Here is a 25,036-nt window from a genome sequence, read left to right as displayed (position 1 = left end):
CATCACACCAACCTCAAGGAGAGAACCATGCCCATTCTTCGATTCGAGGGCTACAGCGACGACACCTTCGGCGAAGTCGCCCACTTCAAGGACGACTACGACAACTGCGCCAGCGGAAAGCCGATTGAATACCTGGTGCTCGGCCCGGCCATCGACGGCCAGCCGCAACTCGGCGTGGTCGTCACCGGCCAGCACTGCCCCGGCAACAGCGGTAGCTGGCTGATCGGCGTCGCCAACTACGACCCGGACGCCGAAGACCGCGATTTCCCCCGCTGGCCCATGCGCATTGAGGCCCAGGACTACCGCAACGGCTTCCAGCCGGCCCTGGTCATCGACGCCCCCGAGGGCGTGACGCTGAAGTGCCTGCAACGGGGCGGCGATGACGACTAGCCGCCGGCCTGTCGCGGCCCCAGGCCCCACCGAACGGGCCGCGATACCCGGAGCCGGCCTCGACCATGACGCGGTAGCAGTGCAGCTTTGCCTTTCGGCCGGCCTCGACCCGGCCACGACGGATGCACTGCTCTTTCGTCTGAAGCAAGAGCTGGCCGCGCGCTTCGTCGCGCCTAGCGGCGGGAGGCCGCCCAGATGAGCGAATACCAGCCCCTTTCAACCATCAACGAGCTGGCCGTCCTCGACGAGGGCGAATGCGTGGCCGGATACCTCGCCGGGCTGCACGGCGCACCGGAGCCGGGCAGCGACAAGAGCAAGTCCTACTGGCACGGCTGGCGCAACGGAATGATGGACACGGGGCGGCTTCCCCATGACGAGGCCGCCCGCAACCTGGCCGCCGAGGTCGTGCGCCGGCACCGCGCGCACTGAAGGCGGCCACCCATACGAGAAAAGGAAAGACAGCATGGCATCAGTGAACAAGGTCATTTTGGTGGGCAATCTCGGGCGCGACCCCGAGGTGCGCTACACGCCGGACGGTAGCGCGATTTGCAACGTGTCCATCGCCACCACCTCAACCTGGAAGGACAAGGGCACCGGCGAGCGGCGCGAAGACACCGAATGGCACCGCGTCGTCTTCTACAACAGGCTGGCAGAAATCGCCGGCGAGTACCTGCGCAAAGGCAAGTCGGTCTATGTCGAGGGCCGCCTGAAGACCCGCAAGTGGCAGGACAAGGAAACCGGGGCCGACCGCTACAGCACGGACATCATCGCCGACCAGATGCAGATGCTCGGCGGGCGCGATGGTGGCGGCGAAGGCGGCCACTATGACGACGGCGGCGCACCGCCTCGCCAGCATGGCGGAGGCCGTCAGCAGGCCGCCAGGCCGGCCGCGCGCAACGCGGCGGCGGCGCAGCGCCCCACCCAGTCGGCGCCGCCGACGGGCAGCTTCGCCGACATGGACGACGACATCCCTTTTGATTGAGCGGCGCACGACCGCTTCATCAACGTGCCGGCCCGCCACGCGGGCCTATCCCGTCAATTCCAACACCCCAGGGGCGCCACCTAGCGCCCCTTGTTTTTGAAGGAGCCGCCCAGATGCAGCGCCCGCAACTCGCCTTGCCGTTCCCCGGCGAACTCATCATCGACAACTTCGCCGGCGGCGGCGGAACCTCGACCGGGCTGGAAGCCGCGTTCGGGCGCCCCGTGGACATCGCCATCAATCACGACCCCGAGGCGCTTGCGATGCACGCGCTGAACCACCCCTACACCAAGCACCTGTGCGAAAGCGTGTGGGACATCGACCCCATCGAAGTGACGGGAAACCGCCCGGTGGGCCTGGTGTGGCTCAGTCCCGATTGCAAGCACTTCTCGAAGGCAAAGGGCGGCACGCCGGTTTCCAAACACATCCGGGGGCTGGCCTGGGTGGGGATGCGCTGGGTGGCGCTCACGAAACCCAGGGTGCTGATGCTGGAGAACGTCGAGGAATTTCAAACCTGGGGGCCGGTCATCGTCGGCACCGACGGCAACCTCTACCCCGATCCGGCAAAGAAGGGCAAGACCTTCGAGAGCTTCGTCCGGCAGCTCCGCCAGCACGGCTACAAGGTGGATTGGCGCGAGCTGCGCGCGTGCGACAACGGCGCACCGACTATCCGAAAGCGGCTGTTCCTGGTGGCGCGCCGCGACGGCCTGCCGATCATCTGGCCGGAAGCGACGCACGGCGAGCCGACCTCGCGCGAGGTGCTGGCCGGGATGCTGGCTCCCTACAGAACGGCGGCCGAGTGCATCGACTTCGGGTTGCCCGCGACCAGCATCTTCGACCGGCCGAAGCCGCTGGCGGCCAATACCCGCCGGCGCGTCGCCAAGGGCCTGTGGCGCCATGTCCTGAGCAGCGCGCGGCCCTTCATCGTGACGAACACCAGCGGCCACCCCGGCGCTGGCATCGACCAACCCATGCCGACCGTCACCACCGGCAACCACCACATGCTGGGCCAGCCCGTGATCGCGCCGCTGGCCGCGAACCCGGAGCCGTGGCCGTTCGAGCCGATCTTCCCCACGCCGCCGGCAACGGCCGAGCGACCGCACGATTTCTGCTGCACCACCTGCGGCAACACGTTCCCGTCGTGGCGGGCGGAAGATGAGGGAATCCCCGGCGCGTGCCCGACCTGCGGCAACGAGGCCGGTATCCACCCCATCGACGCCATGCCGTCGATGCCGTTCCTCGTCGGCGCCGGCGGGCCGGCGTACTCGGGCAAGCCCACGGCGGCCAACCAGCCGCTGGGCACGCTGACCACGGAGAGCCACCGCGCGGTCGTGATGCCTACGTTGGCGCCGTTCCTCACGGAGCACGCCAACGCGAGCAACCAGCGCACGATGCCGGCGGATGCTCCGCTGCGCACCGTCTGCGCCCAGGTCAAGGGCGGCCATTTCAGCGTCGTGGCCCCGACTTTGGCCCCGCTGCGCGGCACCAGCGACGCCCACATGGGCGGCCACAGTGTCGAGCAACCGCTTTCAACTGTGGCGGCCAGCGGCACGCACCATGCGATGGTGGGCGCGCACCTCGTCACCATCGGCTACGGCGAGCGCGAGGGCCAGCAGCCGCGCGCGCAGGACATCGAGGCGCCGCTCGGCACCGTCGTGACGGCGAACAAGCACGCCCTGGTGGCCGCCCATCTGGCCCACCTGACGCACCACGGCGACCGCGCCGGCACCACGCCGGCCGAACCGCTGCCGACGGTGACGGGGGCGAACCGGGGCGAACAGGCCCTGGTCGTCGCCAACCTCATCGACATGGGGCACGGGGAATCGTGCAGCACCGGCGCGAAGCGGTGGAGCAGCGGCGTCCGAAGCCTGGAAACGCCGCTCAACTCGGTGACGGCCAGCAGCGTGCCCAGCGCGCTCGCGTCGGCCTTCTTCGAGCAGGCGAACGGCGGGTTCTACGACGGCGACGGGCGACCGGCCAGCGCGCCCATCTCCACGATCACCGCATCGGGCAGCAATCAGCGCCTGGTGACGGCCTACCTCGTTCAGTATTACAGCGAGGGCGGCCAGGATTCGGGCTGCGCCAAGCCCATGCCCACGGTGACGACCAAGGCACGCATGGGGCTGGTGCAATCCGTCCAGGTGCCCGCCGAGGCGCTTTCCCCCGAGCACCGAGAGAAGGCGCGCGCGTGCGCGGCCCTGCTGCATGAACACCTGCCCGACCTGTTCCCCGAGGCGGCCGAGCTGGTGCTGATGAGCTACGGCGGAATCTGCTGGGTGCTGGTGGACATCACGTTGCGGATGCTGAAGGCCCGCGAGCTGTACCGGGCGCAGTCGTTCCCCGACGACTACATCATCCACGAGATTCCAGACCCCAAGCTGCTGTTCAAGGACGGCGTGCAGGTGCCGGGCGACCCGCGCCTGATCCCCCGCATCCCCCTTTCGATCACGGCCCAGGTGCGCATGTGCGGCAACTCCGTTTCGCCCGCGCAGGCCGAGGCCCTTGTCCGCGCCAACTTCCGCCACGAGGAAGCCTTCATGGAGCGGCGCGCCTGATCGGAAATTTGAACCACGCCGGCACCCGTGACGTTGCAATCATGGGTGTCGGCGCGCAACCACACGAACTACAAAAGGATTCCGACATGACCGACGAGCAAAACAAAGTCGCCGGCGCGAGCATTGAAAGCCGGCCGACCTCTGGCTATGGGCAGCCGCACGCACGCCAAGCACGGCGTGATGGAGGGCATCATGGCTGAACTGACCCTACCCCCGATCTGCGTTGAACTGGAGCAATTGGAGAAGCTGACAACCCTTTCGGCCACCACCATCCAGAACATGGTCGCGCGCAACGAGTTCCCGCCGCCGCGCGAGCTGTCCGCGCGCCGCGTGGGCTGGCTGTACCGTGAAATCGCGGAATGGGCTGAAAACCGCCCGGTTTCCAATATCCCGCCCCCGCCGAACACCGGGGCCAAAAAGCCGCGCGCCGCTACCGCTTCGCCAGCTTCTCAAGGTAGTCCGACAGCTTCGTGAGCCACTTCCGCCGCTCCTTGTCAAAGGTGTAGCGGTTGTAGGTTCCTTCGTCCCCCTCCAGCATGTGCCCCAAGATCACCTCGCCCACGTCCCTTGGGCAGCCAAGCGACGCCAGGAACGTGCGCGAGGTGCGCCGCAGATCGTGGGGCGCCCAGTTTTCGACCGGAAGCCGCACCCTCGGGCGATCTGGAGCCGTGCGGCAATACGGCATGTGGTGATACACCGCCACCCCCGCCGACTTCTGCGGGAAATACCCCTCTTTGCTGTCCGACGGGAACAGGTAGCCATCGCCATAGGCTTCCTTCCGCCGACGCACCACCTCGGCCGCACGCCCCACCAATGGCACCCGCTGATCGTCAGCATCGGGCCGATGGGCGTTCTTCGTCTTCGCCTTCGGGATTGTCCACCACAGGCCCGTGGGTTCCTCGGCCACCTCCTTCCCCTCCATTTTTTCGATTTCCGCCCCGCGCACCGCAGTCCAGAGGTAGATCGTCAGCATGTCATCGACGTTCGTGGAGAAGTTCGGTAGCCACCGAATCACCTGGCCGGCCTCGGCCGGACTCAATACCCGCTTCCCGGCCCCCTTCTTGACGCCCAGCTTGTTGTGGCCCTTGGACTTCAGTTTGCCGCGCAGCACCAAGCGCCACCAGTTCGGCGTGTCTTCTGGAAGATCGCCAGAATCCAGGCAGTAGTCCCAGGCCGCCCCCAACTCGCGCCGCAGGTTTCCAGCCTGCACCGGGGCATAGTCGTACTGCTTGATATGGTCGAACGCGATCTTTCGGGTAACGGCCACGGCCGGCGTTTCCTCGATGCCGGTCAGCATGGTCTTGAAGGTTCGGGCCACCTCGTCGCGCCCCTTCTTGGCCCGGTTTTTGATGTGCCCCTCCAGGTAGATGTCGCAGACCTCGCGCACCGTCGGGCCGCCCGGACGACTCGCCGCCGGCGTGCGCCCTGACTGGCGCCGCTCCCTCTTCTCTAGGGCCAGGTCGATACCCTCATCGCGGCGCTTGCGCAGCACTTCCCATTGCGCCACCGCCGCGTGATACGACATGGCGGGCCAGTCCCCCACCTTCACCTGTCGCATCCGCTCATCGACAGGGCTTTTGTACCGATACGTCCAGGTGCGCCGGGTCTTGGTTGCCTCCAGGCGAAGCCCTGGTTGGTCGTCGATGGTAATGTGTTGCCCAGGCTGAAGAAGCCGGGCTTCGCGTGCGTCGAAAGCCATATGCGGTACGAGAGGTCAGCGTAACTTTTCTGTGGATACTAAAATCCCTCAGCGTAACCTGTCCAGAACCGCGAAAAAAAGTTACGCTATTGGCGTAAGTGTAGATGGGTTTTGTTGGGCATTGTTGAGTTTCAAGCGCGTGAGGAATGGTGTGAAAGATCGGCCGGAGAACGAGCAAAAACAAGGGATTTCCGAGAAATATCAAGGTTCTCCGGGGGTTAGCGTCGTCAATCACACCCCGATGATGCAGCAGTACCTGCGCATCAAGGAGCAGCACCCCGACACCCTGCTGTTCTACCGCATGGGCGACTTCTACGAGTTGTTCTTCGAGGACGCGGAGAAGGCCGCGCGCCTGCTCGACATCACCCTGACCACGCGTGGGCAGTCCGCCGGCCAGCCGATCAAGATGGCCGGCGTGCCCTTCCATGCCGTCGAGCAGTACCTGGCGCGCCTGGTGAAGCTGGGCGAATCGGTGGTGATCGCCGAGCAGGTCGGCGAGCCCGGCGCCACCAAGGGGCCGATGGAGCGCGCGGTGAGCCGCATTGTCACACCCGGCACGCTGACCGACGCGGCGCTGCTCGATGAGCGCAACGATGCCTTGCTGATGGCGGTGAACCTGCATCGCGGCACGCTCGGGCTGGCCTGGCTGAATCTGGCCAACGGCGACCTGCGCATTCTGGAATGCCCCAGCGAGGGTCTGCAGGCGCAGTTCGAGCGCCTGCGCCCGGCCGAGGTGCTGGCGCCGGACGGCCTTGCCCTGCCGCGCCTGGAACAGCTCGCCCCGGTGCTGCGCAAGCTGGCCGACTGGCAGTTCGACAGCGAGACCGGCACGCGCCTGCTCACCGGGCACTTCGGCACGCGCGACCTGGCCGGCTTCGGCGCCGAGCACCTGCCGGTGGCGCTGGGCGCGGCGGCCGCGCTGTTCGACTACGCCAAGGCTACCCAGCGCCAGAGCCTGGAGCACGTGACCGGCCTGCGCGTGGAGCGCGAAACCGAATACCTGCGCCTGGACGCCGCCACCCGGCGCAATCTGGAAATCACCGAAACCCTGCGCGGCGAGCCCGCGCCCACCCTGCTCTCGCTGCTCGACCACTGCGCCACCACCATGGGTTCGCGCTGGCTGCGCCATGCCCTGCACCACCCGCTGCGCGACCGCCATGAGGCCGCCCGCCGCCACGGCGCCATCGGCGAACTGCTCGGCGAGGGCGATGCGCGCGTGCTCGGCAATGTACGCGGCGCGCTGCGCGGCATTGCCGACATCGACCGCATCACCGCGCGCGTGGCGTTGCGCTCCGCCCGCCCGCGCGACCTGGCCGCGCTGCGCGACAGCCTGGCCAGCCTGCCGGAACTCCACGCCGCGCTCGGCGCGCCCGGCGATCCGCTGCTCGGCGAACTGCGCGTGCATCTGGACATCCCCGCCGACGCGCTTGGCCTACTCACCCGCGCGGTGGCCGCGGAACCGGCCGTGGCGCTGCGCGACGGCGGCGTGATCGCCCCCGGCTTCGATGCCGAACTCGACGAACTGCGCGGCATCCAGACCAATTGCGGCGAATTCCTGATGGCGCTGGAAACGCGCGAGCGCGAACGCACCGGCATCGCCAACCTCAAGGTGGAATTCAACAAGGTGCATGGCTTCTACATCGAAGTCAGCCGCGCCAACGCCGAGAAGGTGCCGGACGACTACCGCCGCCGCCAGACCCTGAAGAACGCCGAGCGCTACATCACCCCGGAGCTGAAGGCCTTCGAGGACAAGGCCCTGTCCGCCCAGGAACGCGCGCTGGCGCGCGAGAAGCTGCTCTACGAGGAAGTGCTGGAAAACCTCGCCGCGCGCATCCCGGTGCTGCAGCGCATCGCCCGCGCGCTGGCCCTGCTCGACGGCCTGGGCGCGCTGGCCGAGGCCGCGCTGCGCTACGGCTACGCCTGCCCGCACTTTTCCGAACAACCGGGGCTGGAGATCGTCGGCGGGCGCCATCCGGTGGTCGAGCGCCAGGTGGACAACTTCATCGCCAACGACTGCGTGCTGGCGCCCACGCGCCGCATGCTGATGATCACCGGCCCCAACATGGGCGGCAAATCCACCTTCATGCGCCAGGTGGCGCTGATCTGCCTGCTCGCCCACGTGGGCAGCTACGTGCCCGCCAGTACCGCGCGCATCGGCCCGCTGGACGGCATCTTCACCCGCATCGGCGCCTCCGACGACCTGGCCTCCGGGCGTTCCACCTTCATGGTGGAGATGACCGAGGCCTCCGCCATCCTGCACGGCGCCACGGAACACAGCCTGGTGCTGATGGACGAGATCGGCCGCGGCACCTCCACCTTCGACGGCCTCGCGCTGGCCTTCGCCATCGCCCGCCACCTGCTGGAAAAGAACCGCTGCCTCACGCTGTTCTCCACCCACTACTTCGAACTGACCCGCCTCAACGCCGACTACCCGGAATGCGCCAACGTGCATCTGGACGCCGTGGAGCACGCCCACCGCATCGTCTTCCTGCACGCCCTGGAAGAAGGCCCTGCCAGCCAGAGCTACGGGATCGAGGTGGCCGCGCTGGCCGGCATTCCGGCCGGCGTCATCCGCGAGGCCAAGCGCCGCCTGCGCGCGCTGGAAAACCGCGAGATCACCGCCGGCCCGCAGAACGATCTGTTCGCCAACCTGCCCGACAGCGAACCGGAAGCCCCCAGCCACCCGGTGCTCACCGAACTGGCCGAACTCGACCCCGACGCGCTCAGCCCGCGCGAGGCGCTCGAACGCCTGTACCAGTTGAAGAGACTGGCCTCGTGAGCCGCCGGCCGGCTGGCGCGCGGCGGAGCGCCGCGCGATGAGCACGCCCATCGACATCCGCGAGGAAGGCGGCGTGCGCACCCTGCACTTCGGCTCGGAATGGGTGCAGGGCGCGATGCGCATCCGCAAGCCGAATGCGCTGGAACTGGCCTACACCCGCGAGATGATGGCCGGCCTGCTGCTGCGCGACGCCGACAGCTGGCCGCTGCACGCCCTGGTGATCGGCCTGGGCGCGGCCTCGCTGGTCAAGTTCCTCTACCACCATTGCCCGCGCGTACGCATCCAGGTGGTGGAGATCGAACCCCGCGTGGTGGCCGCCGCGCGCCAGTTCTTCCGCCTGCCGGACGAGGATGCGCGCCTGGCCATCCACATCGGCGACGGCGCCGAATACGTGCTCGACACCCAGCGCCGCTTCGACTGCATCCTGGTGGACGGCTACGACCGCAACGCGCGCGCCGGCGCGCTCGACACCCTGCCGTTCTACCAGGCCACGCGCACGCTGCTGAATGAACAGGGCCTGATGGCCGCCAATCTGTTCGGCCGCTCGCGGGGCTTCCGCGCCAGCCTGGAACGCATCCTCACCGCCTTCGACGACCGCGCGGTGGCCTTTCCGTCCTGTGACAGCGGCAACGTGGTGGCCTTCGGCGCCGCCGGCGAACCCATCGCCGTGCCGGTGGCCGAATTGCGGGAACGCGCGCAGGCCCTGAAGGATCGTACCGGCATGGACCTGCTGCCCACCGTGACCCGCCTCGAACAGGCCGGCCACCTGCCCGGCGGGCGCCTGATCCTGTGACCCACTCCGGGCGGCAGCACCGAGCCGCCCGCTGCGGCCGGCGGTATCATGTCGGCCTCCAGCGCGGCCCGGCCATGTACCGGCCGCGCACCGTGAAGCGAGACACCCCATGACCATCTACCTGCTCACCTTCCTGATCATCGCCCTGCTCATCGTCGCCATGGCGGTGGGCGTGCTCGCCGGCCGCGCACCCATCGCCGGCAGCTGCGGCGGCCTCGGCAAGCTCGGCCTGGAATGCGACATGGGCTGCGAGAAGCCCTGCCCCAAGCGCCTGGCCCGCCTGCAGGCCCGCGAAGAAGCCGAATCCAGCAATCGCTCCTGACAAGGAACCGCCCCATGCTACAGACCCTGCTCGTCAAGGACTACATGATCGGCGACCATCTCGCCTTCAAGCCCGGAACCAACGTGCTCGACGCCATCCATCAACTGCTCCACCACCAGTTGAGCGGCGCCCCGGTGGTCGATGCCGACGGACAGTTGCTCGGCTTCCTGTCCGAAAAGGACTGCCTGCGGATCGCCTACAGCGCCTCCTACTTCGACGGACGCGGCGGCCCGGTGAGCGACTACATGGCGCACGAGGTGCGCACGCTGTCGGTCGACGCCACCCTGATCGACGCCATCGATCTGTTCCTCAAGCATCCGCACCGCTGCCTGCCGGTGGTCGACGGTGATCTGCTGGTCGGGCAGATTTCCCGCCGCGACGCGCTGCGGGCGATCGAAAAAGCGCTGCGCTGACCCACTCGTCCCAGGCGGCCACAACATGGAACAACTCGACTGCGTGGTCATCGGGGCCGGTGTGGTCGGTCTGGCCTGCGCGCGCGAACTCGCCCGCGCAGGGCGCGAAGTCCTCATCCTGGAATCCGGCGAGCGCTTCGGCGGCGGTGTTTCCAGCCGTAGCAGCGAGGTCATCCACGCAGGCCTGTACTATCCCCCCGGCTCGCTCAAGGCCGTGCTGTGCGTGCGCGGCAAACAGCTGCTGTATCGCTACTGCGCGGAGCGCGGCGTACCGCAGCGGCGCTGCGGCAAGCTGGTGGTCGCCACCTCGGCCGAGCAGCAGGATGCCTTGCGGCACATCGCCGCGCACGCGGCGGCCAATGGCGTCGACGACCTGCAACCCCTGAGCGCCGCCGAGGCGATCCGGCTGGAACCCGCCCTGCATTGCGTCGGCGCCCTGCTTTCGCCCTCCACGGGCATCGTCGACTCCCACGCGCTGATGCTCGCCCTGCTGGGCGACGCGCAAGCCGATGGTGCCCTGTTCGTACCCAACACGCCGGTACTCGGCGGAGCCTGCACCGCCAGGGGCATCGAATTGCACACCGGCGGCAGCGCACCCACCCGCATTCTCGCCCACACGGTCATCAATGCCGCCGGGCTGAACGCGCTGCCGCTCGCGGGCAGACTGGAAGGCCTGCCACCCCGGCACGTGCCGAAGGCGGCTTTCGCCAAAGGCAGCTATTTCTCGTTGCAGGGCCGTGCGCCGTTCTCGCACTTGATCTACCCGGTGCCCATCGCGGGCGGACTCGGGGTGCATTTGACCCTGGATCTGCAAGGGCGCGCACGTTTCGGCCCGGACGTGGAATGGGTGGATGCCCCGGTGGACGGCGGGGATTTCGACTACCGTGTCGATGCCGCCCAGGCCGCGCGCTTCCGCGCCTCCGTCCTGCGCTACTGGCCCGAACTGCCGGAAGGCGCGCTGCTGCCGGATTACGCCGGCATTCGTCCGAAGATCGGCGGTCCGACCACCTCGCCAGCGGACTTTCCGGACTTCCGCATCGACGGGCCGGACGTCCACGGCATCGCCGGCCTGGTCAATCTGCTGGGTATCGAATCGCCCGGACTGACCTCTTCACTGGCCATTGCCGAGGAAGCCGTGCGCCGCCTGCGCGGCACCTGAGTCTCCGGTCAGGCCGCGCCGGCGGGTTCGGCGGCGGGCTCCGGCGGCCGCCACAGGCAGGCCCCCTTGTTGGCCTTGGCGATGTCGTCGAGCACGCGCTCGTGCTCGACGAGTTCTTCCGCGCTGGCGCGCAGCACGCGCAGCACCGGGCGTTCGCCCAGCTGCGCCGCGCTTTCCGCGTTGGCCGAGCCGCTCTCTTCCAGGGCCATGATCAGGCTTTCCTGGCCGCGCGTCATGGCCAGATAGACCTCGGCGAGAATCTCCGCGTCCAGCAAGGCGCCGTGCAGCGTACGGTGGCCGTTGTCCACCTCGTAGCGCTCGCACAAGGCATCCAGCGAAGCCTTCTTGCCGGGGTTCTGCTCCTTGGCCAGGCGCAGCGTATCGATCACCCCGGCGCACAGTTCGGCGATCTTCGGGCGGCCGAGCCGCGACAGTTCATGGTCGAGAAAGCCCACGTCGAAGCTGGCGTTGTGGATCACCAGTTCGGCACCGTGCACGAAATTCTCGAAGTCGGTCGCCACATCGGCGAAGCGCGGCTTGTCGGCGAGAAACTCTGCGCTGATGCCGTGCACCGCTTCCGCCTCGGCGTCGATGCCACGCTCCGGGTTGATGTAGATGTGATAGTGCTTGCCGGTGAGCGAGCGGTTGAGCAGCTCCACGCAGCCGATTTCGATGACGCGGTGGCCGTTGCGCCAGTCCAGGCCGGTGGTTTCGGTATCGAGGACGATCTGTCGCATGATTCGTGCTGCCCTTTCTCAGTTTTCCACGGCGGCGCCGGCCTTGCGCACCGCCTCCACGCCGCGCCGCGCCAGGGCGTCCGCGCGTTCGTTCTCCGCATGGCCGGCATGGCCGCGCACCCAGATCCAGTCCACCTTGTGGCGGCGCGCCGCGTCGTCCAGTGCCCGCCACAGATCGGCATTCTTCACCGGCTCCTTGCCGGCAGTCTTCCAGCCGCGCGCCTTCCAGCCGTGGATCCACTCGGAGATGCCCTTCTGCACGTACTGGCTGTCGGTATGCACGCGTGCATCCACCGGGCGCTTGAGCGCGTTCAGCGCGCGGATCACCGCGAGCAGCTCCATGCGGTTGTTGGTGGTATGCGGCTCGCCGCCCCAGATTTCCTTCTCGTGCGCCCCCGAGCGCAGGATCGCGCCCCAGCCGCCGGGCCCCGGATTGCCGCTGCAGGCACCGTCGGTAAAGATTTCCACGATTTCCATCTTGCTATTGCGTCTTCCTTGTTCCGGCCGAAGTCCGGCCGCGTTCGGCAATCGGCGCCATGCGTTTCGCCGTGGCGCGCTTCTCGCGCCAGTTGGGAGTGATCAGGCGCATGCCCTGTACCCGCTTGATGCCGTGCAGCACGTAGGCCGCGCCGCAGACCGGCCACCAGCGCGCGCCGGCATCGTCCATGAAGCGCCAGCGCGCCAGCCATTGCTCGCTGCGCACCGCGGGCGCGAAGCAGCCGAAGCCGGCGGCCTGGGTTTCCATGCCCAGCAGGGTCATCCAGTCCTTGATGCGGAACGGCGACAGATACTGCCCGCGCCACGGAAACGCCCCGCGCCGGCCCGCCGCCACGCGGCGCAGCCCCCACAGGCTGTAGGGATTGAAACCGCTGAGCACCACGCTGCCTTCCGGCATCAGCACGCGCTCCACCTCGCGCAGCACCTGGTGCGGCGTGGCGGAGAACTCCAGCACGTGCGGCAGCACCACCAGATCCAGGCTGGCGCTGGCGAACGGCAGGGCCTCCGCGCGCGCCACCACGACCGCACTGCCGAAACGCGCCGAATGGAAGCGGAACGGCATGCGGTTGGCGCGCAGGAAATCCACCTCGGGCAAGCCGACCTGGAGCGCATGGTAGCCGAAGATGTCGGCCACCAGACGGTCGAGCATGGCTTGCTCCCATTGGAGCAGGTAGCGTCCTTGCGGGGTGTCCAGCCAGTCGGTCAGGCTGAGGATTGACATGGGCGATGGGCGATTCAGAATCCCGTACATGGACATTATCGCTCTTCCGGCGTTCAGGGATAACTACATCTGGCTGCTGCACGCGGGCCGCCACGCGGTCGTGGTCGATCCGGGCGACGCCGGCGTGGTCGAGGCCGAACTGGCCGCGCGCGGCCTCGCGCTGCGCGCCATCCTGATCACCCACCATCACGCCGATCACGTGGGCGGTGTGCCCGCCCTGGCCGCCAGACACCGCGTGCCGGTGTTCGGCCCGGCCGGAGAGGCGATTCCCAGCGTGGATCGCCCGGTGAATGACGGCGATACGGTGGCGCTGGACGAACCGGCCCTGCGCCTAGAGGTGCTGGGCGTGCCGGGGCACACCGCCGGCCATGTGGCCTATTACGCGCCCGGCCTGCTGTTCTGCGGCGACACCCTGTTCGCCGCCGGCTGCGGGCGTCTGCTGGGCGGCAGCGCCGCGCAACTATATGTCTCCCTGCGGCGTCTGGCCGCGCTGCCCGGCGACACGGCGGTGTATTGCAGCCACGAATACACCCTGGCCAATCTGCGCTTCGCCGCCGAGGCCGAGCCGGACAATCCCGCCATCGAGACCTGCCGCCGGCACTGCGAGGCGCTGCGCGGACGCGGCCTGCCAACCCTGCCGGCGCGCATGGACGAACAGCTCGCGGTGAATCCCTTCCTGCGCACGGCGCAGCCGGGGGTGGTCGAGGCGGTCACCCGCCACGCCGGGCGCCGCCCGGCGGACGAACGCGAGTGCTTCGCGCTGCTGCGCGCCTGGAAGGACGAATTCTGAGGACCTGGAAAAGGCGTTGAAATGCTGGCGGGTGTAGCGTGCTCAGCCGCGCGCGCCCACCGCCACGCTTTCCTCCGGCGCGCACACCACGCGGTTGCGCCCTTCGGTCTTGGCGCGGTAGAGCGCCGCGTCGGCGCGCCGCAGCAGCGCGATGAAGCCGCTGTCGTCGCCACGCTGCGGGGTGGTGGACGCCAGCCCGGCGCTGATCGTCACCACCGGCGAGACTTCCGAGAAGCGATGGGTGATGCCCAGCGTCTGCACCGCGCCGCGCAGGGCCTCGGCCACCGCCAGCGCACCGCTCTCCGTCGTATCCGGCAGGATCACGCCGAACTCCTCGCCGCCGTAGCGCGCGACCAGGTCGGACGGACGGTTGAGCGCCTGGGCCAGCGTGCGCGCCACGGCCTTCAGGCATTCGTCGCCGACCTGATGGCCGTAGTTGTCGTTGAACGGCTTGAAGAAATCCACGTCGATGAGCAGCAGCGACAAGGGCTTGCCGTCGCGCGCGCAGCGCCGCCATTCCTTCAGCAGGGTTTCGTCGAAACGCCGGCGGTTGGCAATGCCGGTCAGTCCGTCGGCGGACGACAGGCGGGTCAGTTCGCGGTTGGCCTCGTCCAGCTTGCGGGTCAGCACCAGCAGCGAGGAGCGCATCTGCGCGATGCGCTGCATGGCACGCACCTTGGCCTTCAGCACCATCTCGGAAACCGGCTTGATCAGGTAGTCGTCGCCACCCACCTCAATGCCGCGCTCGAGATCCTCGTCGCTGGTGCGCGCGGTCAGGAAGATGATCGGCGTCCAGTCGCCATCGCTTTCCAGCTGGCGGATGCGCCGCGCAACCTCGAAACCATCCATGCCGGGCATGATGATGTCGAGCAGCACAAGGTCCGGACGCTCCGACTTGAAGGCCTCGATGCCCGCCTCGCCGTTCTTCGCGTGCACGGCCTCCAGCCCCATCTTGCCAAGCTGGTGGCAGACCAGGGTTGCGCTGGTGAGCGTGTCCTCGATGACCAGAGCCTTCATGGCGGGAATAGTGGGCGCAATCGGACGAATGGCGTAATCGTATCAGTTGAATCCCCCGCCAATGCAGAGGAATGAAGGCGTTTTACCCATAAATTTGACGTATCGACACACATGTCGATAGACTTCTCCGCTTCGCGGCTTCACCGATCCTGGCGCACATGCATCTCCGTTTTGCCCTGCTCTGCGCCCTCTTGCTTCCGCTCTCCGCCCCGCTCCACGCTGGCGGGCAGCCCAAGACCGTGGCCCTGCTCTCCAGCCCGCCCGCCGCCGTGCCGGCGGCGGTGCCGGCCGATCTCCTGCCCACGCTGCCGCGCGTGCTCACCCTCGATCTCACCCGCGACGCCAACGATATCTGGGACCGCATCCGGCGCGGCTTCGCCATGCCCGATCTGGAGGACGAGCGCGTCGCCGAATACCAGCGCTTCTACCTGGAGCGCCCCGGTTTCCTGCAGCAGGTGTTCGCCCGCGGCGGGCGCTACCTCTACCACATCGTCGCCGAACTGGAAGCGCGCGGCCTGCCCACCGAACTGGCCTTGCTGCCGATGGTGGAAAGCAGCTACAACCCGCTGGCCTACTCGCGCTCCCACGCTTCCGGACTGTGGCAGTTCATCCCGTCCACCGGGCGCCACTACAACCTGACCCAGGACAAGTGGATCGACGAGCGCCGCGACGTGCTGGCCTCCACCGATGCCGCGCTGGAATATCTGCAACGCATCTACGATCAGCACGGCGACTGGCAGCTCGCCCTGGCCTCCTACAACTGGGGCGAAGGCGCGGTGGCGCGCGCGGTGCAGCGCAATGAGGACGCCGGTCTGCCCACCGAGTACGCCCATCTGCGCATGCCCGACGAGACGCGCAACTACATCCCCAAGCTGCAGGCGGTGAAGAACATCGTGCTGCAGCCCGAGCGCTTCGGCTTCGAACTGCCCTACGTACCCAACCGCCCCTATTTCGTCACCGTCGAATCGCCGGTCGGCATCGATCTGGGCGCCGCCGCCCGGCTGGCGGAGATGCCCATCGACGAATTCATCGCACTCAACCCCTCCTTCAACCGCCCGGCGATCACCCGCAGCGGGCTGAGTCTGGTGGTTCCGGTCAGCGTGGCCGACCGCTTCAGCGAGCGCCTGAAGGAACTCGCCGAGGCCGGCCCGGGCTGGAAGACCCATCGCCTCAAGCGCGGCGAAACGCTCGAAGCGGTCGCCCGCCGGCACCGCCTCACCCTGGCCCAGTTGCGCCAGCTCAACGGCCTCGGCGCGCGCGCGCGGGTATCGGCGGGCTACGCCCTGCTGGTGCCCGAGGGCGTCGACCCGCGCGGCGCGCTGAGCGCGGCGCGGATCATTCCCGATCAGGCGCGCAACAGCCGGCCGGCATCGCGTTGACGACGGCGTAGCGGCACGGCCCCCGTACGGCGCGCAGGCCCATCAAGCTCTGAAAATCTGAAAAAAATCAGGCTGCCGGCGAATGGTGGCAGCGCACCTCGTACCCATCGCCCAGCACGCGCACGAGCGGGTATTCGCGCCGACAAAGCTCGTCGGCCAGCGCGCAGCGCGGGTGGAAGTGACAACCAGAGGGCGGCGCCAGTGGCGACGGCAGATCCGCCGCCGGCTGCGGCACGGCCGGACGCGCCGCGTCGTCCAGCCGCGGCACGGCGGCCAGCAGCGCGCGCGTGTAGGGATGCGCGGGCGCGGCCAGCAGGCGTTCCACCGGACCGCGCTCGACGATGCGCCCGAGGTACATCACCGCCACCTCGTCGGCCAGGTATTCCACCACCGCCAGGTTGTGGGTGATGAACAGATAGGCCAGCCCCAGTTCGCGCTGCAGGTCGCGCATCAGATTGAGCAACTGTGCCTGCACCGAAACGTCGAGCGCGCTGGTCGGCTCGTCGCAGACGATCACGCGCGGCTCCACCGCCAGCGCGCGGGCAATGGCGATGCGCTGGCGCTGTCCGCCGGAGAATTCATGCGGATAGCGGTTGCGCATGGCCGCCGACAGGCCGATGCGTTCGAGCAGCGCATCCACCCGCCGCGCGCGTGCCTGGGCGTCGCCGCCCACGCCCAGCGCCAACATGCCTTCCTCGATGATCTCGCCGATGGGCATGCGCGGGTTGAGCGAGGCGAACGGATCCTGGAACACCATCTGCATGGCGCGGCGCATCGGCAGCAGTTGCGCGGCCTTCGCGCCCGCCATGTCGCGCCCTTCGAACAGCACCTGTCCGGCGCTGGGGCGCAGCAGTTGCAGGATGGCCTTGCCCACCGTGGTCTTGCCGCAGCCGGATTCGCCCACCAGGGCCAGCGTGCGTCCGGGCGCCAGTTCCAGGCTCACGCCGTCCACCGCGCGCACCTGCCCGGCCACGCGGCGCAGCACGCCCTTGCGCACCGGGAAATGCACGCGCAGATCGCGCACTTCGAGGAGGGGCGCGGCAACTGCGGATGGTGGCAGCGGCTCGCCACCGTCCCCTCGCGCCGGCACTGCGGGCACGGCATCCCCTTCATACAGATGGCAGCGCACCGCCTGCCCGCTGCGCACCTGCCAGCCCGGCGCCTCGCGGCGGCAGCGTTCGAAGGCCGCCGGGCAGCGCGCGGCGAAGCGGCAGCCGGGGAAATCCACATCCAGCGCCGGCACGCCGCCGGCCAGGGCATCCAGCGGACGCCCGCGCCGGGCGCCTTCGGGCAGCGCGGCGAACAACTTGCGCGAATAGGGATGCAGCGGCGCGGCGAAGAAATCCGCGCGCGCACCGGTCTCGATCAGCTCACCGGCGTACATGACGCCCACGCGCTGCGCCATGCGCGCCACCACGCCCAGGTCGTGGGTGATCAGCAGCATGCCCATGCCGCGCTCGGCCTGCAGGCGGGCGAGCAGATCGAGCACCTGGGCCTGGATGGTGACGTCGAGCGCGGTGGTGGGTTCGTCGGCGATCAGCAGTTCGGGCTCGCCGGCCAGCGCGATGGCGATCATCACGCGCTGCTTCATGCCGCCGGAAAACTGGAAAGGATAGTCGTCGAGGCGGCGCCCGGCATCCGGGATGCCCACTGCCTCCAGCAGACGACAGGCCTCGGCGCGCGCCGCAGCGCCGCGCAGGCCGCGATGGCGGGCCAGCACCTCGGCGATCTGGGCGAACACCGTCATCACCGGATTGAGGCTGGTGCCCGGCTCCTGGAATACCATGCCGATGCGTCCGCCGCGCACCGCGCGCATCTCGGCTTCGGCACGCGCCAGCAGATCCTCGCCGCGCAGGCGCAGGCTGCCGCCCTCGATGCGGCCGTTGTCCGGCAGCAGACGGGCGATGGCCAGCGCGGTCATCGACTTGCCGCAGCCCGATTCGCCGAGCAGCGCGAAGGTTTCCCCGGCGTTCAGGCGAAAATCGACCCCGGCCACCGGACGCACGCCGGCGCCGATGCGCACGCGCAGGCCTGCCACTTCGAGCAGGGCCGGGGCGTCTGCGGGCGCGGAGGTCATGGGTGAGGAAACGGCGGCCGGCCGATGTGAAAAGGGCCGCTGACGCGGCCCCGGCACGGCTCAGTGGTGATGGCCGCCCGCGCCATGCACGTGGCCGTGGGAGATTTCCTCGGCGCTGGCGGCGCGCACGGAGGCCACGGTGAGGTCGAACACCAGGGCGGTGCCGGCCAGCGGGTGGTTGCCATCGACCACCACCTTGCCGTCGGCGATTTCGGTGATGCGGTAGATCAGCTCTTCCTCGCCGTCGTCGGTGACGCGCTCGAAGGACATGCCCACCTCGATGTTCTCGGGGAACAGGCCGGCGTCCTCGATCAGCACCAGTTCCTCGTCGTATTCGCCGAAGGCGTCTTCCGGCTGCAGCTTGACCTCGAACTGCTCGCCTTCCTTCTTGCCCTGCAGCAGCTCTTCGAGCACCGGGAAGATGCCGTCGTAACCGCCGTGCAGATAGACCAGCGGCTGCTCGCCGTCGTCGATGATGTTGCCGTCCGGATCGCGCACGGTGTAGTTGAGGGTTACGACGGTGTTCTTGACGATTTCGGCTTGCATGGGCCTGCCTCCAGTTTCCTGACCAGTTCAAAGACCGCAGCCGCATGGCCGCGGGGGGTGACGTCGTGGAGCGCGTGGCGGACGGTGCCCTGTTTGTCGATGATGAAGGTCGACCGCCGCACGCCCATCTTTTTCACACCGTCGACTTCCCTCGGCAGCCATACGCCGTACAGCCTGCAGACCTCAGTATCGGGGTCCGACAGCAGACGTACCGACAGGCCATGCTGATCGCGGAACTCCGCGTGGGTGAGGCAATCGTCCGGGCTGACGCCGACCACGATGCAATCGTGACGGGCGAACTCGTCTTCATGGTCACTGAAGTCGGCCGCCTGTAGCGTGCATCCCGGCGTGTTGTCGCGGGGGTAAAAGTACAGGACCACATGATGCCTGCCGCGCTGGTCGGCAAGGTCGAAGGTCTCCATATCCGCGTCCGGCAGCGAAAAGGCCGGGGCAATGTCTCCGCTCTGCAGCATGGGGTCTCCTGACGTGCGGGGGATTCTATCCGAGAGCCAGCACGAACTCTACCGCGTTGGGCATAGCCGTGGACAAGCGCGATGCTCGACGCCGCCCCGCAAAGCTGTTTAAAATTACAGCCAACCTCCCCCACGGAGTTCTCCATGCCTCCCCGCAGCGACCGCCTCACCGAACGCCAGAGCGAAATCCTCGACTTCATCCGCCAGAGCGTGGAAAGCGAGGGCCGCCCGCCCACCCGCCTCGAACTGTGCGCCGCGTTCGGCTTCCGCTCGCCCAACGCCGCCGAATCGCATCTGCGCGCGCTCGCCGCCAAGGGCGCGATCCTGCTCGAGGAAGGCCGCGCGCGCGGCATCCGCCTGGCCGAAGGGCTGGGCCTGCCGCTGGTCGGCCGGGTGGCCGCCGGCGGCCCCATCCTCGCCACCGAACACGTCGAGGCCCGCCTGCAGCTCGACCCGGCGATGTTCTCGCCGCGCGCCGACTACCTGCTGCGCGTGCGCGGCATGAGCATGCGCGACGCCGGCATCCTCGACGGCGACCTGCTCGCCGTACACCGCCGCACCGAGGCGCGCAACGGCCAGATCGTCGTCGCCCGCGTGCACGACGACGTCACCGTGAAGACCTTCCGGCGCGACGGCCCGATGGTCGAACTGCTGCCCGCCAACCCGGACTTCGCCCCCATCGTCGTGGACACCCGCCGGGAGGCGCTGGACATCGAAGGCATCATGGTCGGCCTGATCCGCCAGGACGGCTGACCCGGCTGCCGCGCCCATGCGCCGCCCCGTGTCACTGGGGCCGCGCCGCCATGGAATGCCATTGCCCGCTTTGGTTGACGCCCGACAGATCGGCGCCGGCAAACCGGGCTAGACTTATGCCTTTCCGTTCCACCTCGTACCCATGTCCTTCCTGCCGCAGCCCCGCTCCACCGAACTGATGGGCGATTTCGCCCGCCGACTCGCCGCCTACGCCCTGATCGCCCTGCTCTTCGGGGTGGCCGGATCGGCCTGGATCTTCATCCGTCTGCCGGAAATCTGGGCGCGGGTGATGCCACTGGAAGGTGCCACCTTCATGTTCGCCGCCACCGCGCTGGGCGCCGTCATGGCGGTGCTGCCGGTGATCGCCGCGGCCGGCTTCATCCTCGCGCTGTGGTACGGGGTGGAAAGCGTGTATCGCCCGCGCAGCACGGAAACGCCGCTGACCGACCGCGTCATCGTCGGCCTCGGCCTGCTGATCTGGTTCACCCCGGCACTGGCAGCCGTCGCCTCGGCGGCGATCGCGCTGGCCAGCGGGCGCGTGCATTTCGTGCGCCCCCCGCGCGACTACTTCCTCGCCACCGACCCCACCGCGTTCTGGCAGGGCGTGGGCTTCTGGCTGATCATGGCCGGCCTGCTCGCCTTCCTGGCGTGGCGCTACTGGCGCGGCAAGCTGCTCGGCGCCGAGGCCGCGCAGGACGCCTGAATCGGCCTCAGCGCCCCAGCCAGCCGCGCCGCAGGCGCGCGGCGGCGGCCGGAGGCCGCACGGCTGCCTTCAGGGTGATCCTGTCGGCCGGCGCGGCGGACAGTTCGACCTCGAACTCCATCAGCTCATCGCGCCGGAAGGCGTGCACCCGCACGCGCTCGCCGGGCCGCCGGCGCGCCAGTTGGGCATCCAGCCCGCCCGCGTTCACCTTCAGTCCGTCGAAGGCCACCAGCACGTCGCCGGCGGACAGCCCGGCGCGGCGTGCGGGGCCGCCGTCATACACGCTGGCGAGCCGGGCCTCGTCCTTGCCGTTGCCCAGCTTCACGCCCAGCCATGGACCTGCCGCCGCCGGGGCGGCCGTCCACTCGATGCCGAAGGGCTTCAGCAGCCGCGCCAGCGGCAGGTCCTGGGTGCCTTCCACCACGCGGCGCAGCCAGCGCGCCAGCGCCTCGCCGCCGATCTCGCCGACCGCCGCGAACACGCCGTCTTCCGCCACGCCCACGCCGGTCTGCCCGTGGCGGCGCCACAGCAGGCGCATCACGTCGTCCAGGCTGCGCCCGCCGGCGCTTTCGGCACGCAGGCGCAGATCGAGCGCCAGGGCGATCAGCGCACCCTTGGCGTAGTAGCTGACGATGGCGTTGGGGGCGTTCTCGTCCTGGCGGTAGTACTTGGTCCACGCGTCGAAGCTCGATTCCGCCACGCTCTGGCGCAGCCGCCCCGCCCCGCGCAGCACGTTGGAGACGGTCTTGCCGAGCAGCGTCAGGTAGTCGTCGTTGCCGATCACCCCGCTGCGCACCAGGGCAAGGTCGTCGTAGTACGAGGTGAAGCCCTCGAAGGCCCACAGCAGGCGGGTGTGGTTCTCCACCGCCAGGTCGTAGGGCACGAAGGCCGCCGGCTTGATGCGCTTGACGTTCCAGGTATGGAAATACTCGTGGCTGCACAGGCCGAGGAACTGGCGGTAGCCGTCGCTCTGGCCTTGCATGCCGGGATACGGCAGGTCCGCCCGGCTGGCCAGCAGGGCCGTGGAGGCGCGGTGCTCCAGGCCGCCGTAGCCGTCGCCCACCACGGTGGTCAGGAAGACGTAGCGCGCCATCGGCGCGGGCGCGCCGAACAGGTCGATCTGCCAGGCGCACACCCGCGCCAGATCGGCGGCGAGGCGCGCGGTGTCGCAGTCGTGGCGGCCGGTGATGGCCATTTCGTGCGGCACGCCGCCGGCTTCGAAGGTGGCCAGGGTGAAGCACCCCATTTCCACCGGATGATCGATCAGTTCGTCGTAGTCGGCGGCGCGGTACAGGCCGAAGCCGTGTGCCTTGGCCGCGCCCTTGCCGCTCGCGCACGGCAGGCTGGTGGCCACTTTCCAGCTGCGCAGCGCCGGGTCGGCGGGGGCCTGCAGATCGACCACGCAGGACGCGCCATCCTGCCCGTGCACGCGCAGGAACACGCTGGTGCCGTTGAAGAAGCCGTGGGTCTGGTCCAGATGCGCGCCGCGCACCGACAGATCCCAGGCATACACCTCGTAGCGCAGCACCAGCGCCTGGCCCGCCGGCACGCGCGCGGCGCGCCAGGTGTGCTTGTCGAGCTTCTCCAGGGCCACCGCGCGGCCGCCGCTTTCGGCGTGGATGGCGACGATGTTGCGGGCGAACTCGCGGATCATGTAGCTGCCCGGAATCCACGCCGGCAGGCTGAACAGCTGGCCGGCGGAATCGGGCCGGGCCACCGTCAGTTCGACGGCGAACAGGTGGGCGGCGGGATCGGCGGGACGGATGGCGTAGCGCAGCGCTTCGGTCATGGCGTTGTTCGGCCTTGGTGGATATCGGGGAGGGTCAGTGTTCCTGGCGGCGCGCGCGGCGGCGGCCGCGCGCCGAACCGTCGTCCCAGCCGTGGCGGGCGGCGGTCATGTCGGCGAGCGCGGCGGCCACCCGCCAGTTGAGCGTGTCGCGCGGCAGGATGCCCTTGGCGTCGGCCACCCCGGCGGGCAGGCCGGTGAGCACTTCCATGGCCTGGTCCACGCTGTCGACCGCATGCACCGCGAAGCGCCCGGCAGCCACCGCGTCGACCACGTCGTCGCGCAGCATCAGGTGGCGCACGCAGGCGGTGGGAATCACCACGCCCTGCTCGCCGGTGAGGCCGCGCGCGGCGCACAGGTCGAAGAAGCCCTCGATCTTCTCGTTGACGCCGCCGATGGCCTGCACGCCGCCGAACTGGTTGACCGAGCCGGTGATCGCCAGCGACTGGCGGATCGGCACGTCGGCCAGCGCGGAGAGCAGCGCGCACAGTTCGGCCAGCGAGGCGGAATCGCCTTCCACCGGCGCGTAGGACTGTTCGAACACCAGGCTGGCGGACAGCGACAGCGGCTGGTGGCGGGCGTAGCGGCTGGCCAGGAAGGCGGTGAGGATGAGCACGCCCTTGGAGTGGATGGCGCCGCCCAGCTCGGTTTCGCGCTCGATGTCGAGCACGTCGCCGTCGCCCAGGCGCACCGTGGCGGTGATGCGCATCGGATGGCCGAAACGCTCGCCGCCCAGTTCGATGACCACCAGGCCGTTGATCTGCCCGGCCTTGGCACCGTCGGTGGCGATCAGCGTGGTGCCGTCGAGCATGGATTCACGCACTTTCTCGGCGTAGCGCCCGAAGCGCCGCGCGCGTGCCGCCACCGCGGCATCGATGTCGGCGCGCCCGATGCGGTCGCGCCCGGCCTGCGCGGCCAGCAGATCGGCTTCGCGCATCACGTCGGCGAGTTGCCGGGTGCGCAGCGACAGACGGCCACCGTCCTCGGCCAGGCGCGCGCCGTGCTCGATCAGGCGGGCCACCGCCGCACGCTCCAGGTCGCGCAGCGCGGACAGGCGGGCCAGCTTGGCGAGCAAGCCGGCGTAGTGCAGTTCGTTGCGCGGATTGCGCAGCAGGTCGTCGTCGAAGTCGGCGGCCACCTTGAACAGGTCGGGGAAATCGGAATCGTGTTCGTTGAGCAGATAGAACAGCTCCCGGTCGCCGATCAGCACCACCTTCAGGTCGCACGGAATCGGCGCCGGGTCAAGGGTCAGCGTGGGGTTCCAGCCCTGCGCCTCGGAAGGCGGCTCGATGCGGATCTCGCCGCTGCGCAGCACGCGCTTCAAGGCTTCCCAGGCGAACGGGTGGCTGAACAGGCGCTCGGCGTCGAGCACCAGATAGCCGCCGCTGGCGCGATGCAGGGCGCCGGCGCGGATCAGCGTGAAGTTGGTCATCGCCACGCCCATCTGCGAGACCTGTTCGATGCGCCCGATGAGGTTGCCGAAGCCGGGATTGTCTTCCTCGACCACCGGCGCGCCGCGCGTTTCGGCATGGTCCACGAGCAGATTGACCTGATAGCGCTGGAAGCGGCTGCCGTCCTCGTCCTCCTCGTCCTCGCTCTCTTCGGAGAGGCCGCGCCACAGCGTGCCGCGGTCGAGCAGATCGTGGCGGACGGCGTCGAGGAAGGTGCCCACTTCCGGCAGATCGGCAAAACGCTCGCACAGACCGCGCATCAGGTGGGTGACGGTGGGCTCCAGCACGTCGCGCTCGGCCTGCGCCACGGCTTCCTGCAGCGTCTTGCGCCAGTCCGGCAGCTGCATCAGCAGATCGCCGAGGCGGTCGCTCCAGGTATCCACCAGCACCTCGCAGGCCTTGCGGTCGTCGTCCGGCAGCACCTCGAATTCTTCCGCGCTGAGCGTCTCGCCGTTGCGGCTGGGGGCGAACACGAAACCCTGCGCGGTGCGCAGCAGCACCAGGCCGTCGGCGGCGCAGGCATGGCCGAGTTCACGCAGCGCGGCTTCCTCGCGGTTTTCGTGCGCTTCGCGCAGCGCTTCGACGCGCTTGGCATGGGTGTCGCTGTCCAGCGCGGCCTCGATGGCCGGGCGCAGGTCGCGGATCAGGGTCTGCATGTCGGCGCGCAGCGCGCTGCCGCGCCCGGCCGGCAGGGTCAACAGGCGCGGCTTGAGGGGCTTGTCAAAGTCATGCAGGTAGCACAGGTCCGGTGGCGTGGGCCGCGCACCGGCGGCTTCGCGCAGCAGGCGCAGGGCGATGGCGCGGCGGCCGGTGCCGCTGCCGCCGAGCACGAACACGTGATAGCCGGAATGGCGCATTTCCAGGCCGAAGCGCAGCGCCTCCTCGGCGCGCTCCTGCCCTAGCCCGCCCGGTACATCTTCGAGTTCGGCGGTGGTGGCGAAGGGGAATTGTTCGGGGTCGCAGCATGCCCGCAGGCGGGCGGGTTCCAGGGCGCGGTCGATACCGTCGGCCATAAA

24 protein-coding genes are annotated in these 25,036 nt (G+C 68.9%); 14 read left to right on the top strand and 10 right to left on the bottom strand.

Features of this window, described 5'->3' with window-relative positions; translation table 11 throughout:
- Positions 1–27: 27 nt before the first annotated feature.
- The 5 genes from E6C76_RS03735 (at position 28) to E6C76_RS03715 (ending at position 4,398) form a co-directional block, all read left to right on the top strand.
- Complete coding sequence (locus E6C76_RS03735; protein WP_136346897.1) at positions 28–390, top strand: hypothetical protein; 363 nt, start codon at positions 28–30, stop codon at positions 388–390.
- A 195-nt stretch (positions 391–585) separates the two neighbouring features.
- On the top strand, positions 586–819 hold the full coding sequence (locus E6C76_RS03730) for a hypothetical protein (protein ID WP_136346896.1): 234 nt from the start codon (positions 586–588) through the stop codon (positions 817–819).
- Between the two features lie 34 nt (positions 820–853).
- Entirely contained in the window at positions 854–1,372 is a 519-nt protein-coding gene (gene ssb / locus E6C76_RS03725) for a single-stranded DNA-binding protein (protein WP_136346895.1), read from the top strand.
- Between the two features lie 113 nt (positions 1,373–1,485).
- A complete protein-coding gene (locus tag E6C76_RS03720) occupies positions 1,486–3,924 on the top strand; it encodes a DNA cytosine methyltransferase (protein ID WP_136346894.1) in 2,439 nt (812 codons plus the stop codon).
- A 192-nt stretch (positions 3,925–4,116) separates the two neighbouring features.
- The gene (locus E6C76_RS03715) at positions 4,117–4,398 is read left to right on the top strand and encodes a helix-turn-helix transcriptional regulator (RefSeq protein WP_136346893.1); all 282 of its coding nucleotides are present in this window, start codon (positions 4,117–4,119) and stop codon (positions 4,396–4,398) included.
- Here the strand turns inward: E6C76_RS03715 and E6C76_RS03710 are convergent.
- A complete protein-coding gene (locus E6C76_RS03710) occupies positions 4,355–5,623 on the bottom strand; it encodes a tyrosine-type recombinase/integrase (RefSeq protein WP_136346892.1) in 1,269 nt (422 codons plus the stop codon). The genes E6C76_RS03715 and E6C76_RS03710 overlap by 44 nt on opposite strands.
- Positions 5,624–5,867: 244 nt before the next feature.
- Here E6C76_RS03710 and mutS point away from each other — a divergent pair, with 244 nt between their 5' ends.
- The 5 genes from mutS to E6C76_RS03685 all read left to right on the top strand — a co-directional run bounded on the left by mutS (position 5,868) and on the right by E6C76_RS03685 (position 11,089).
- Complete coding sequence (mutS, locus tag E6C76_RS03705; protein ID WP_408003465.1) at positions 5,868–8,402, top strand: DNA mismatch repair protein MutS; 2,535 nt, start codon at positions 5,868–5,870, stop codon at positions 8,400–8,402.
- Positions 8,403–8,439: 37 nt separating this feature from the next.
- Positions 8,440–9,195: a fused MFS/spermidine synthase gene (locus E6C76_RS03700; protein ID WP_136346890.1), complete on the top strand. Its 756-nt coding sequence runs from the start codon at positions 8,440–8,442 to the stop codon at positions 9,193–9,195.
- A gap of 109 nt (positions 9,196–9,304) precedes the next feature.
- Positions 9,305–9,517, top strand: a complete 213-nt coding sequence (nqrM, locus tag E6C76_RS03695) for a (Na+)-NQR maturation NqrM (protein WP_136346889.1) — start codon at positions 9,305–9,307, stop codon at positions 9,515–9,517.
- Between the two features lie 14 nt (positions 9,518–9,531).
- Positions 9,532–9,930 carry a CBS domain-containing protein gene (locus tag E6C76_RS03690; RefSeq protein WP_136346888.1) on the top strand — a complete coding sequence of 133 codons (399 nt, stop codon included), beginning with the start codon at positions 9,532–9,534 and terminating at the stop codon, positions 9,928–9,930.
- 25 nt (positions 9,931–9,955) lie between these two features.
- Positions 9,956–11,089: an NAD(P)/FAD-dependent oxidoreductase gene (locus E6C76_RS03685; protein WP_136346887.1), complete on the top strand. Its 1,134-nt coding sequence runs from the start codon at positions 9,956–9,958 to the stop codon at positions 11,087–11,089.
- An 8-nt stretch (positions 11,090–11,097) separates the two neighbouring features.
- Here the strand turns inward: E6C76_RS03685 and dnaQ are convergent, their stop codons facing one another.
- From dnaQ to E6C76_RS03670, 3 genes are read right to left on the bottom strand one after another with little or no spacing between them, the layout of a single operon-like run.
- Positions 11,098–11,826, bottom strand: coding sequence for a DNA polymerase III subunit epsilon (gene dnaQ, locus E6C76_RS03680; RefSeq protein WP_136346886.1), 729 nt, complete (start codon positions 11,824–11,826; stop codon positions 11,098–11,100).
- 18 nt (positions 11,827–11,844) lie between these two features.
- Positions 11,845–12,303 (bottom strand): ribonuclease HI, encoded by a 459-nt coding sequence (gene rnhA / locus E6C76_RS03675; protein WP_136346885.1) that lies wholly within the window; start codon positions 12,301–12,303, stop codon positions 11,845–11,847.
- A 4-nt stretch (positions 12,304–12,307) separates the two neighbouring features.
- On the bottom strand, positions 12,308–13,045 hold the full coding sequence (locus E6C76_RS03670) for a class I SAM-dependent methyltransferase (RefSeq protein ID WP_136346884.1): 738 nt from the start codon (positions 13,043–13,045) through the stop codon (positions 12,308–12,310).
- Positions 13,046–13,073: 28 nt separating this feature from the next.
- Here E6C76_RS03670 and gloB point away from each other — a divergent pair, with 28 nt between their 5' ends.
- Positions 13,074–13,835 (top strand): hydroxyacylglutathione hydrolase, encoded by a 762-nt coding sequence (gene gloB, locus E6C76_RS03665; RefSeq protein WP_136346883.1) that lies wholly within the window; start codon positions 13,074–13,076, stop codon positions 13,833–13,835.
- 42 nt (positions 13,836–13,877) lie between these two features.
- Here the strand turns inward: gloB and E6C76_RS03660 are convergent, their stop codons facing one another.
- Entirely contained in the window at positions 13,878–14,852 is a 975-nt protein-coding gene (locus E6C76_RS03660) for a diguanylate cyclase (RefSeq protein WP_136346882.1), read from the bottom strand.
- Between the two features lie 158 nt (positions 14,853–15,010).
- On the opposite strand from E6C76_RS03660, the gene E6C76_RS03655 reads away from it, so the two are divergent.
- On the top strand, positions 15,011–16,231 hold the full coding sequence (locus tag E6C76_RS03655) for a transglycosylase SLT domain-containing protein (RefSeq protein ID WP_136346881.1): 1,221 nt from the start codon (positions 15,011–15,013) through the stop codon (positions 16,229–16,231).
- A 67-nt stretch (positions 16,232–16,298) separates the two neighbouring features.
- Here E6C76_RS03655 and E6C76_RS03650 read toward each other — a convergent pair whose 3' ends face one another.
- Genes E6C76_RS03650 through E6C76_RS03640 form a run of 3 tightly spaced genes read right to left on the bottom strand, consistent with a single transcriptional unit; the run spans position 16,299 to position 19,327 of the window.
- On the bottom strand, positions 16,299–18,308 hold the full coding sequence (locus E6C76_RS03650) for an ABC transporter ATP-binding protein (protein WP_136346880.1): 2,010 nt from the start codon (positions 18,306–18,308) through the stop codon (positions 16,299–16,301).
- Between the two features lie 60 nt (positions 18,309–18,368).
- Positions 18,369–18,854 (bottom strand): FKBP-type peptidyl-prolyl cis-trans isomerase, encoded by a 486-nt coding sequence (locus E6C76_RS03645; RefSeq protein ID WP_136346879.1) that lies wholly within the window; start codon positions 18,852–18,854, stop codon positions 18,369–18,371.
- Complete coding sequence (locus tag E6C76_RS03640; protein WP_136346878.1) at positions 18,821–19,327, bottom strand: peroxiredoxin; 507 nt, start codon at positions 19,325–19,327, stop codon at positions 18,821–18,823. Before E6C76_RS03640 ends, E6C76_RS03645 begins: the two co-directional genes overlap by 34 nt.
- 144 nt (positions 19,328–19,471) lie before the next feature.
- On the opposite strand from E6C76_RS03640, the gene lexA reads away from it, so the two are divergent.
- Entirely contained in the window at positions 19,472–20,080 is a 609-nt protein-coding gene (gene lexA, locus E6C76_RS03635) for a transcriptional repressor LexA (protein ID WP_136346877.1), read from the top strand.
- 142 nt (positions 20,081–20,222) lie between these two features.
- Positions 20,223–20,783, top strand: a complete 561-nt coding sequence (locus E6C76_RS03630) for a hypothetical protein (protein ID WP_136346876.1) — start codon at positions 20,223–20,225, stop codon at positions 20,781–20,783.
- A 7-nt stretch (positions 20,784–20,790) separates the two neighbouring features.
- Here E6C76_RS03630 and E6C76_RS03625 read toward each other — a convergent pair whose 3' ends face one another.
- Both E6C76_RS03625 and E6C76_RS03620 read right to left on the bottom strand, forming a co-directional pair.
- Positions 20,791–22,572 (bottom strand): M61 family metallopeptidase, encoded by a 1,782-nt coding sequence (locus E6C76_RS03625; protein WP_136346875.1) that lies wholly within the window; start codon positions 22,570–22,572, stop codon positions 20,791–20,793.
- Positions 22,573–22,606: 34 nt separating this feature from the next.
- Entirely contained in the window at positions 22,607–25,033 is a 2,427-nt protein-coding gene (locus tag E6C76_RS03620) for a Lon protease family protein (RefSeq protein WP_136346874.1), read from the bottom strand.
- Positions 25,034–25,036: the final 3 nt, after the last annotated feature.

It is taken from the genome of Pseudothauera nasutitermitis (assembly GCF_004801295.1).
In the GTDB taxonomy this organism is placed as follows: domain Bacteria; phylum Pseudomonadota; class Gammaproteobacteria; order Burkholderiales; family Rhodocyclaceae; genus Pseudothauera; species Pseudothauera nasutitermitis.
This window is presented reverse-complemented; position numbering and strand designations above follow the sequence as displayed.

Bases quoted from the DNA above. Each gene is read 5' to 3' on its own strand.
- dnaQ (WP_136346886.1), bottom strand. From the start codon at position 11,826: ATGCGACAGATCGTCCTCGATACCGAAACCACCGGCCTGGACTGGCGC.
- ssb (WP_136346895.1), top strand. From the start codon at position 854: ATGGCATCAGTGAACAAGGTCATTTTGGTGGGCAATCTCGGGCGCGAC.
- E6C76_RS03720 (WP_136346894.1), top strand. From the start codon at position 1,486: ATGCAGCGCCCGCAACTCGCCTTGCCGTTCCCCGGCGAACTCATCATC.
- lexA (WP_136346877.1), top strand. From the start codon at position 19,472: ATGCCTCCCCGCAGCGACCGCCTCACCGAACGCCAGAGCGAAATCCTC.
- mutS (WP_408003465.1), top strand. From the start codon at position 5,868: ATGCAGCAGTACCTGCGCATCAAGGAGCAGCACCCCGACACCCTGCTG.
- E6C76_RS03730 (WP_136346896.1), top strand. From the start codon at position 586: ATGAGCGAATACCAGCCCCTTTCAACCATCAACGAGCTGGCCGTCCTC.
- gloB (WP_136346883.1), top strand. From the start codon at position 13,074: ATGGACATTATCGCTCTTCCGGCGTTCAGGGATAACTACATCTGGCTG.
- E6C76_RS03650 (WP_136346880.1), bottom strand. From the start codon at position 18,308: ATGACCTCCGCGCCCGCAGACGCCCCGGCCCTGCTCGAAGTGGCAGGC.
- E6C76_RS03710 (WP_136346892.1), bottom strand. From the start codon at position 5,623: ATGGCTTTCGACGCACGCGAAGCCCGGCTTCTTCAGCCTGGGCAACAC.
- E6C76_RS03630 (WP_136346876.1), top strand. From the start codon at position 20,223: ATGTCCTTCCTGCCGCAGCCCCGCTCCACCGAACTGATGGGCGATTTC.
- E6C76_RS03690 (WP_136346888.1), top strand. From the start codon at position 9,532: ATGCTACAGACCCTGCTCGTCAAGGACTACATGATCGGCGACCATCTC.
- E6C76_RS03685 (WP_136346887.1), top strand. From the start codon at position 9,956: ATGGAACAACTCGACTGCGTGGTCATCGGGGCCGGTGTGGTCGGTCTG.
- E6C76_RS03700 (WP_136346890.1), top strand. From the start codon at position 8,440: ATGAGCACGCCCATCGACATCCGCGAGGAAGGCGGCGTGCGCACCCTG.
- E6C76_RS03660 (WP_136346882.1), bottom strand. From the start codon at position 14,852: ATGAAGGCTCTGGTCATCGAGGACACGCTCACCAGCGCAACCCTGGTC.
- E6C76_RS03715 (WP_136346893.1), top strand. From the start codon at position 4,117: ATGGCTGAACTGACCCTACCCCCGATCTGCGTTGAACTGGAGCAATTG.
- rnhA (WP_136346885.1), bottom strand. From the start codon at position 12,303: ATGGAAATCGTGGAAATCTTTACCGACGGTGCCTGCAGCGGCAATCCG.
- E6C76_RS03620 (WP_136346874.1), bottom strand. From the start codon at position 25,033: ATGGCCGACGGTATCGACCGCGCCCTGGAACCCGCCCGCCTGCGGGCA.
- E6C76_RS03645 (WP_136346879.1), bottom strand. From the start codon at position 18,854: ATGCAAGCCGAAATCGTCAAGAACACCGTCGTAACCCTCAACTACACC.
- E6C76_RS03735 (WP_136346897.1), top strand. From the start codon at position 28: ATGCCCATTCTTCGATTCGAGGGCTACAGCGACGACACCTTCGGCGAA.
- nqrM (WP_136346889.1), top strand. From the start codon at position 9,305: ATGACCATCTACCTGCTCACCTTCCTGATCATCGCCCTGCTCATCGTC.
- E6C76_RS03640 (WP_136346878.1), bottom strand. From the start codon at position 19,327: ATGCTGCAGAGCGGAGACATTGCCCCGGCCTTTTCGCTGCCGGACGCG.
- E6C76_RS03625 (WP_136346875.1), bottom strand. From the start codon at position 22,572: ATGACCGAAGCGCTGCGCTACGCCATCCGTCCCGCCGATCCCGCCGCC.
- E6C76_RS03670 (WP_136346884.1), bottom strand. From the start codon at position 13,045: ATGTCAATCCTCAGCCTGACCGACTGGCTGGACACCCCGCAAGGACGC.
- E6C76_RS03655 (WP_136346881.1), top strand. From the start codon at position 15,011: ATGCATCTCCGTTTTGCCCTGCTCTGCGCCCTCTTGCTTCCGCTCTCC.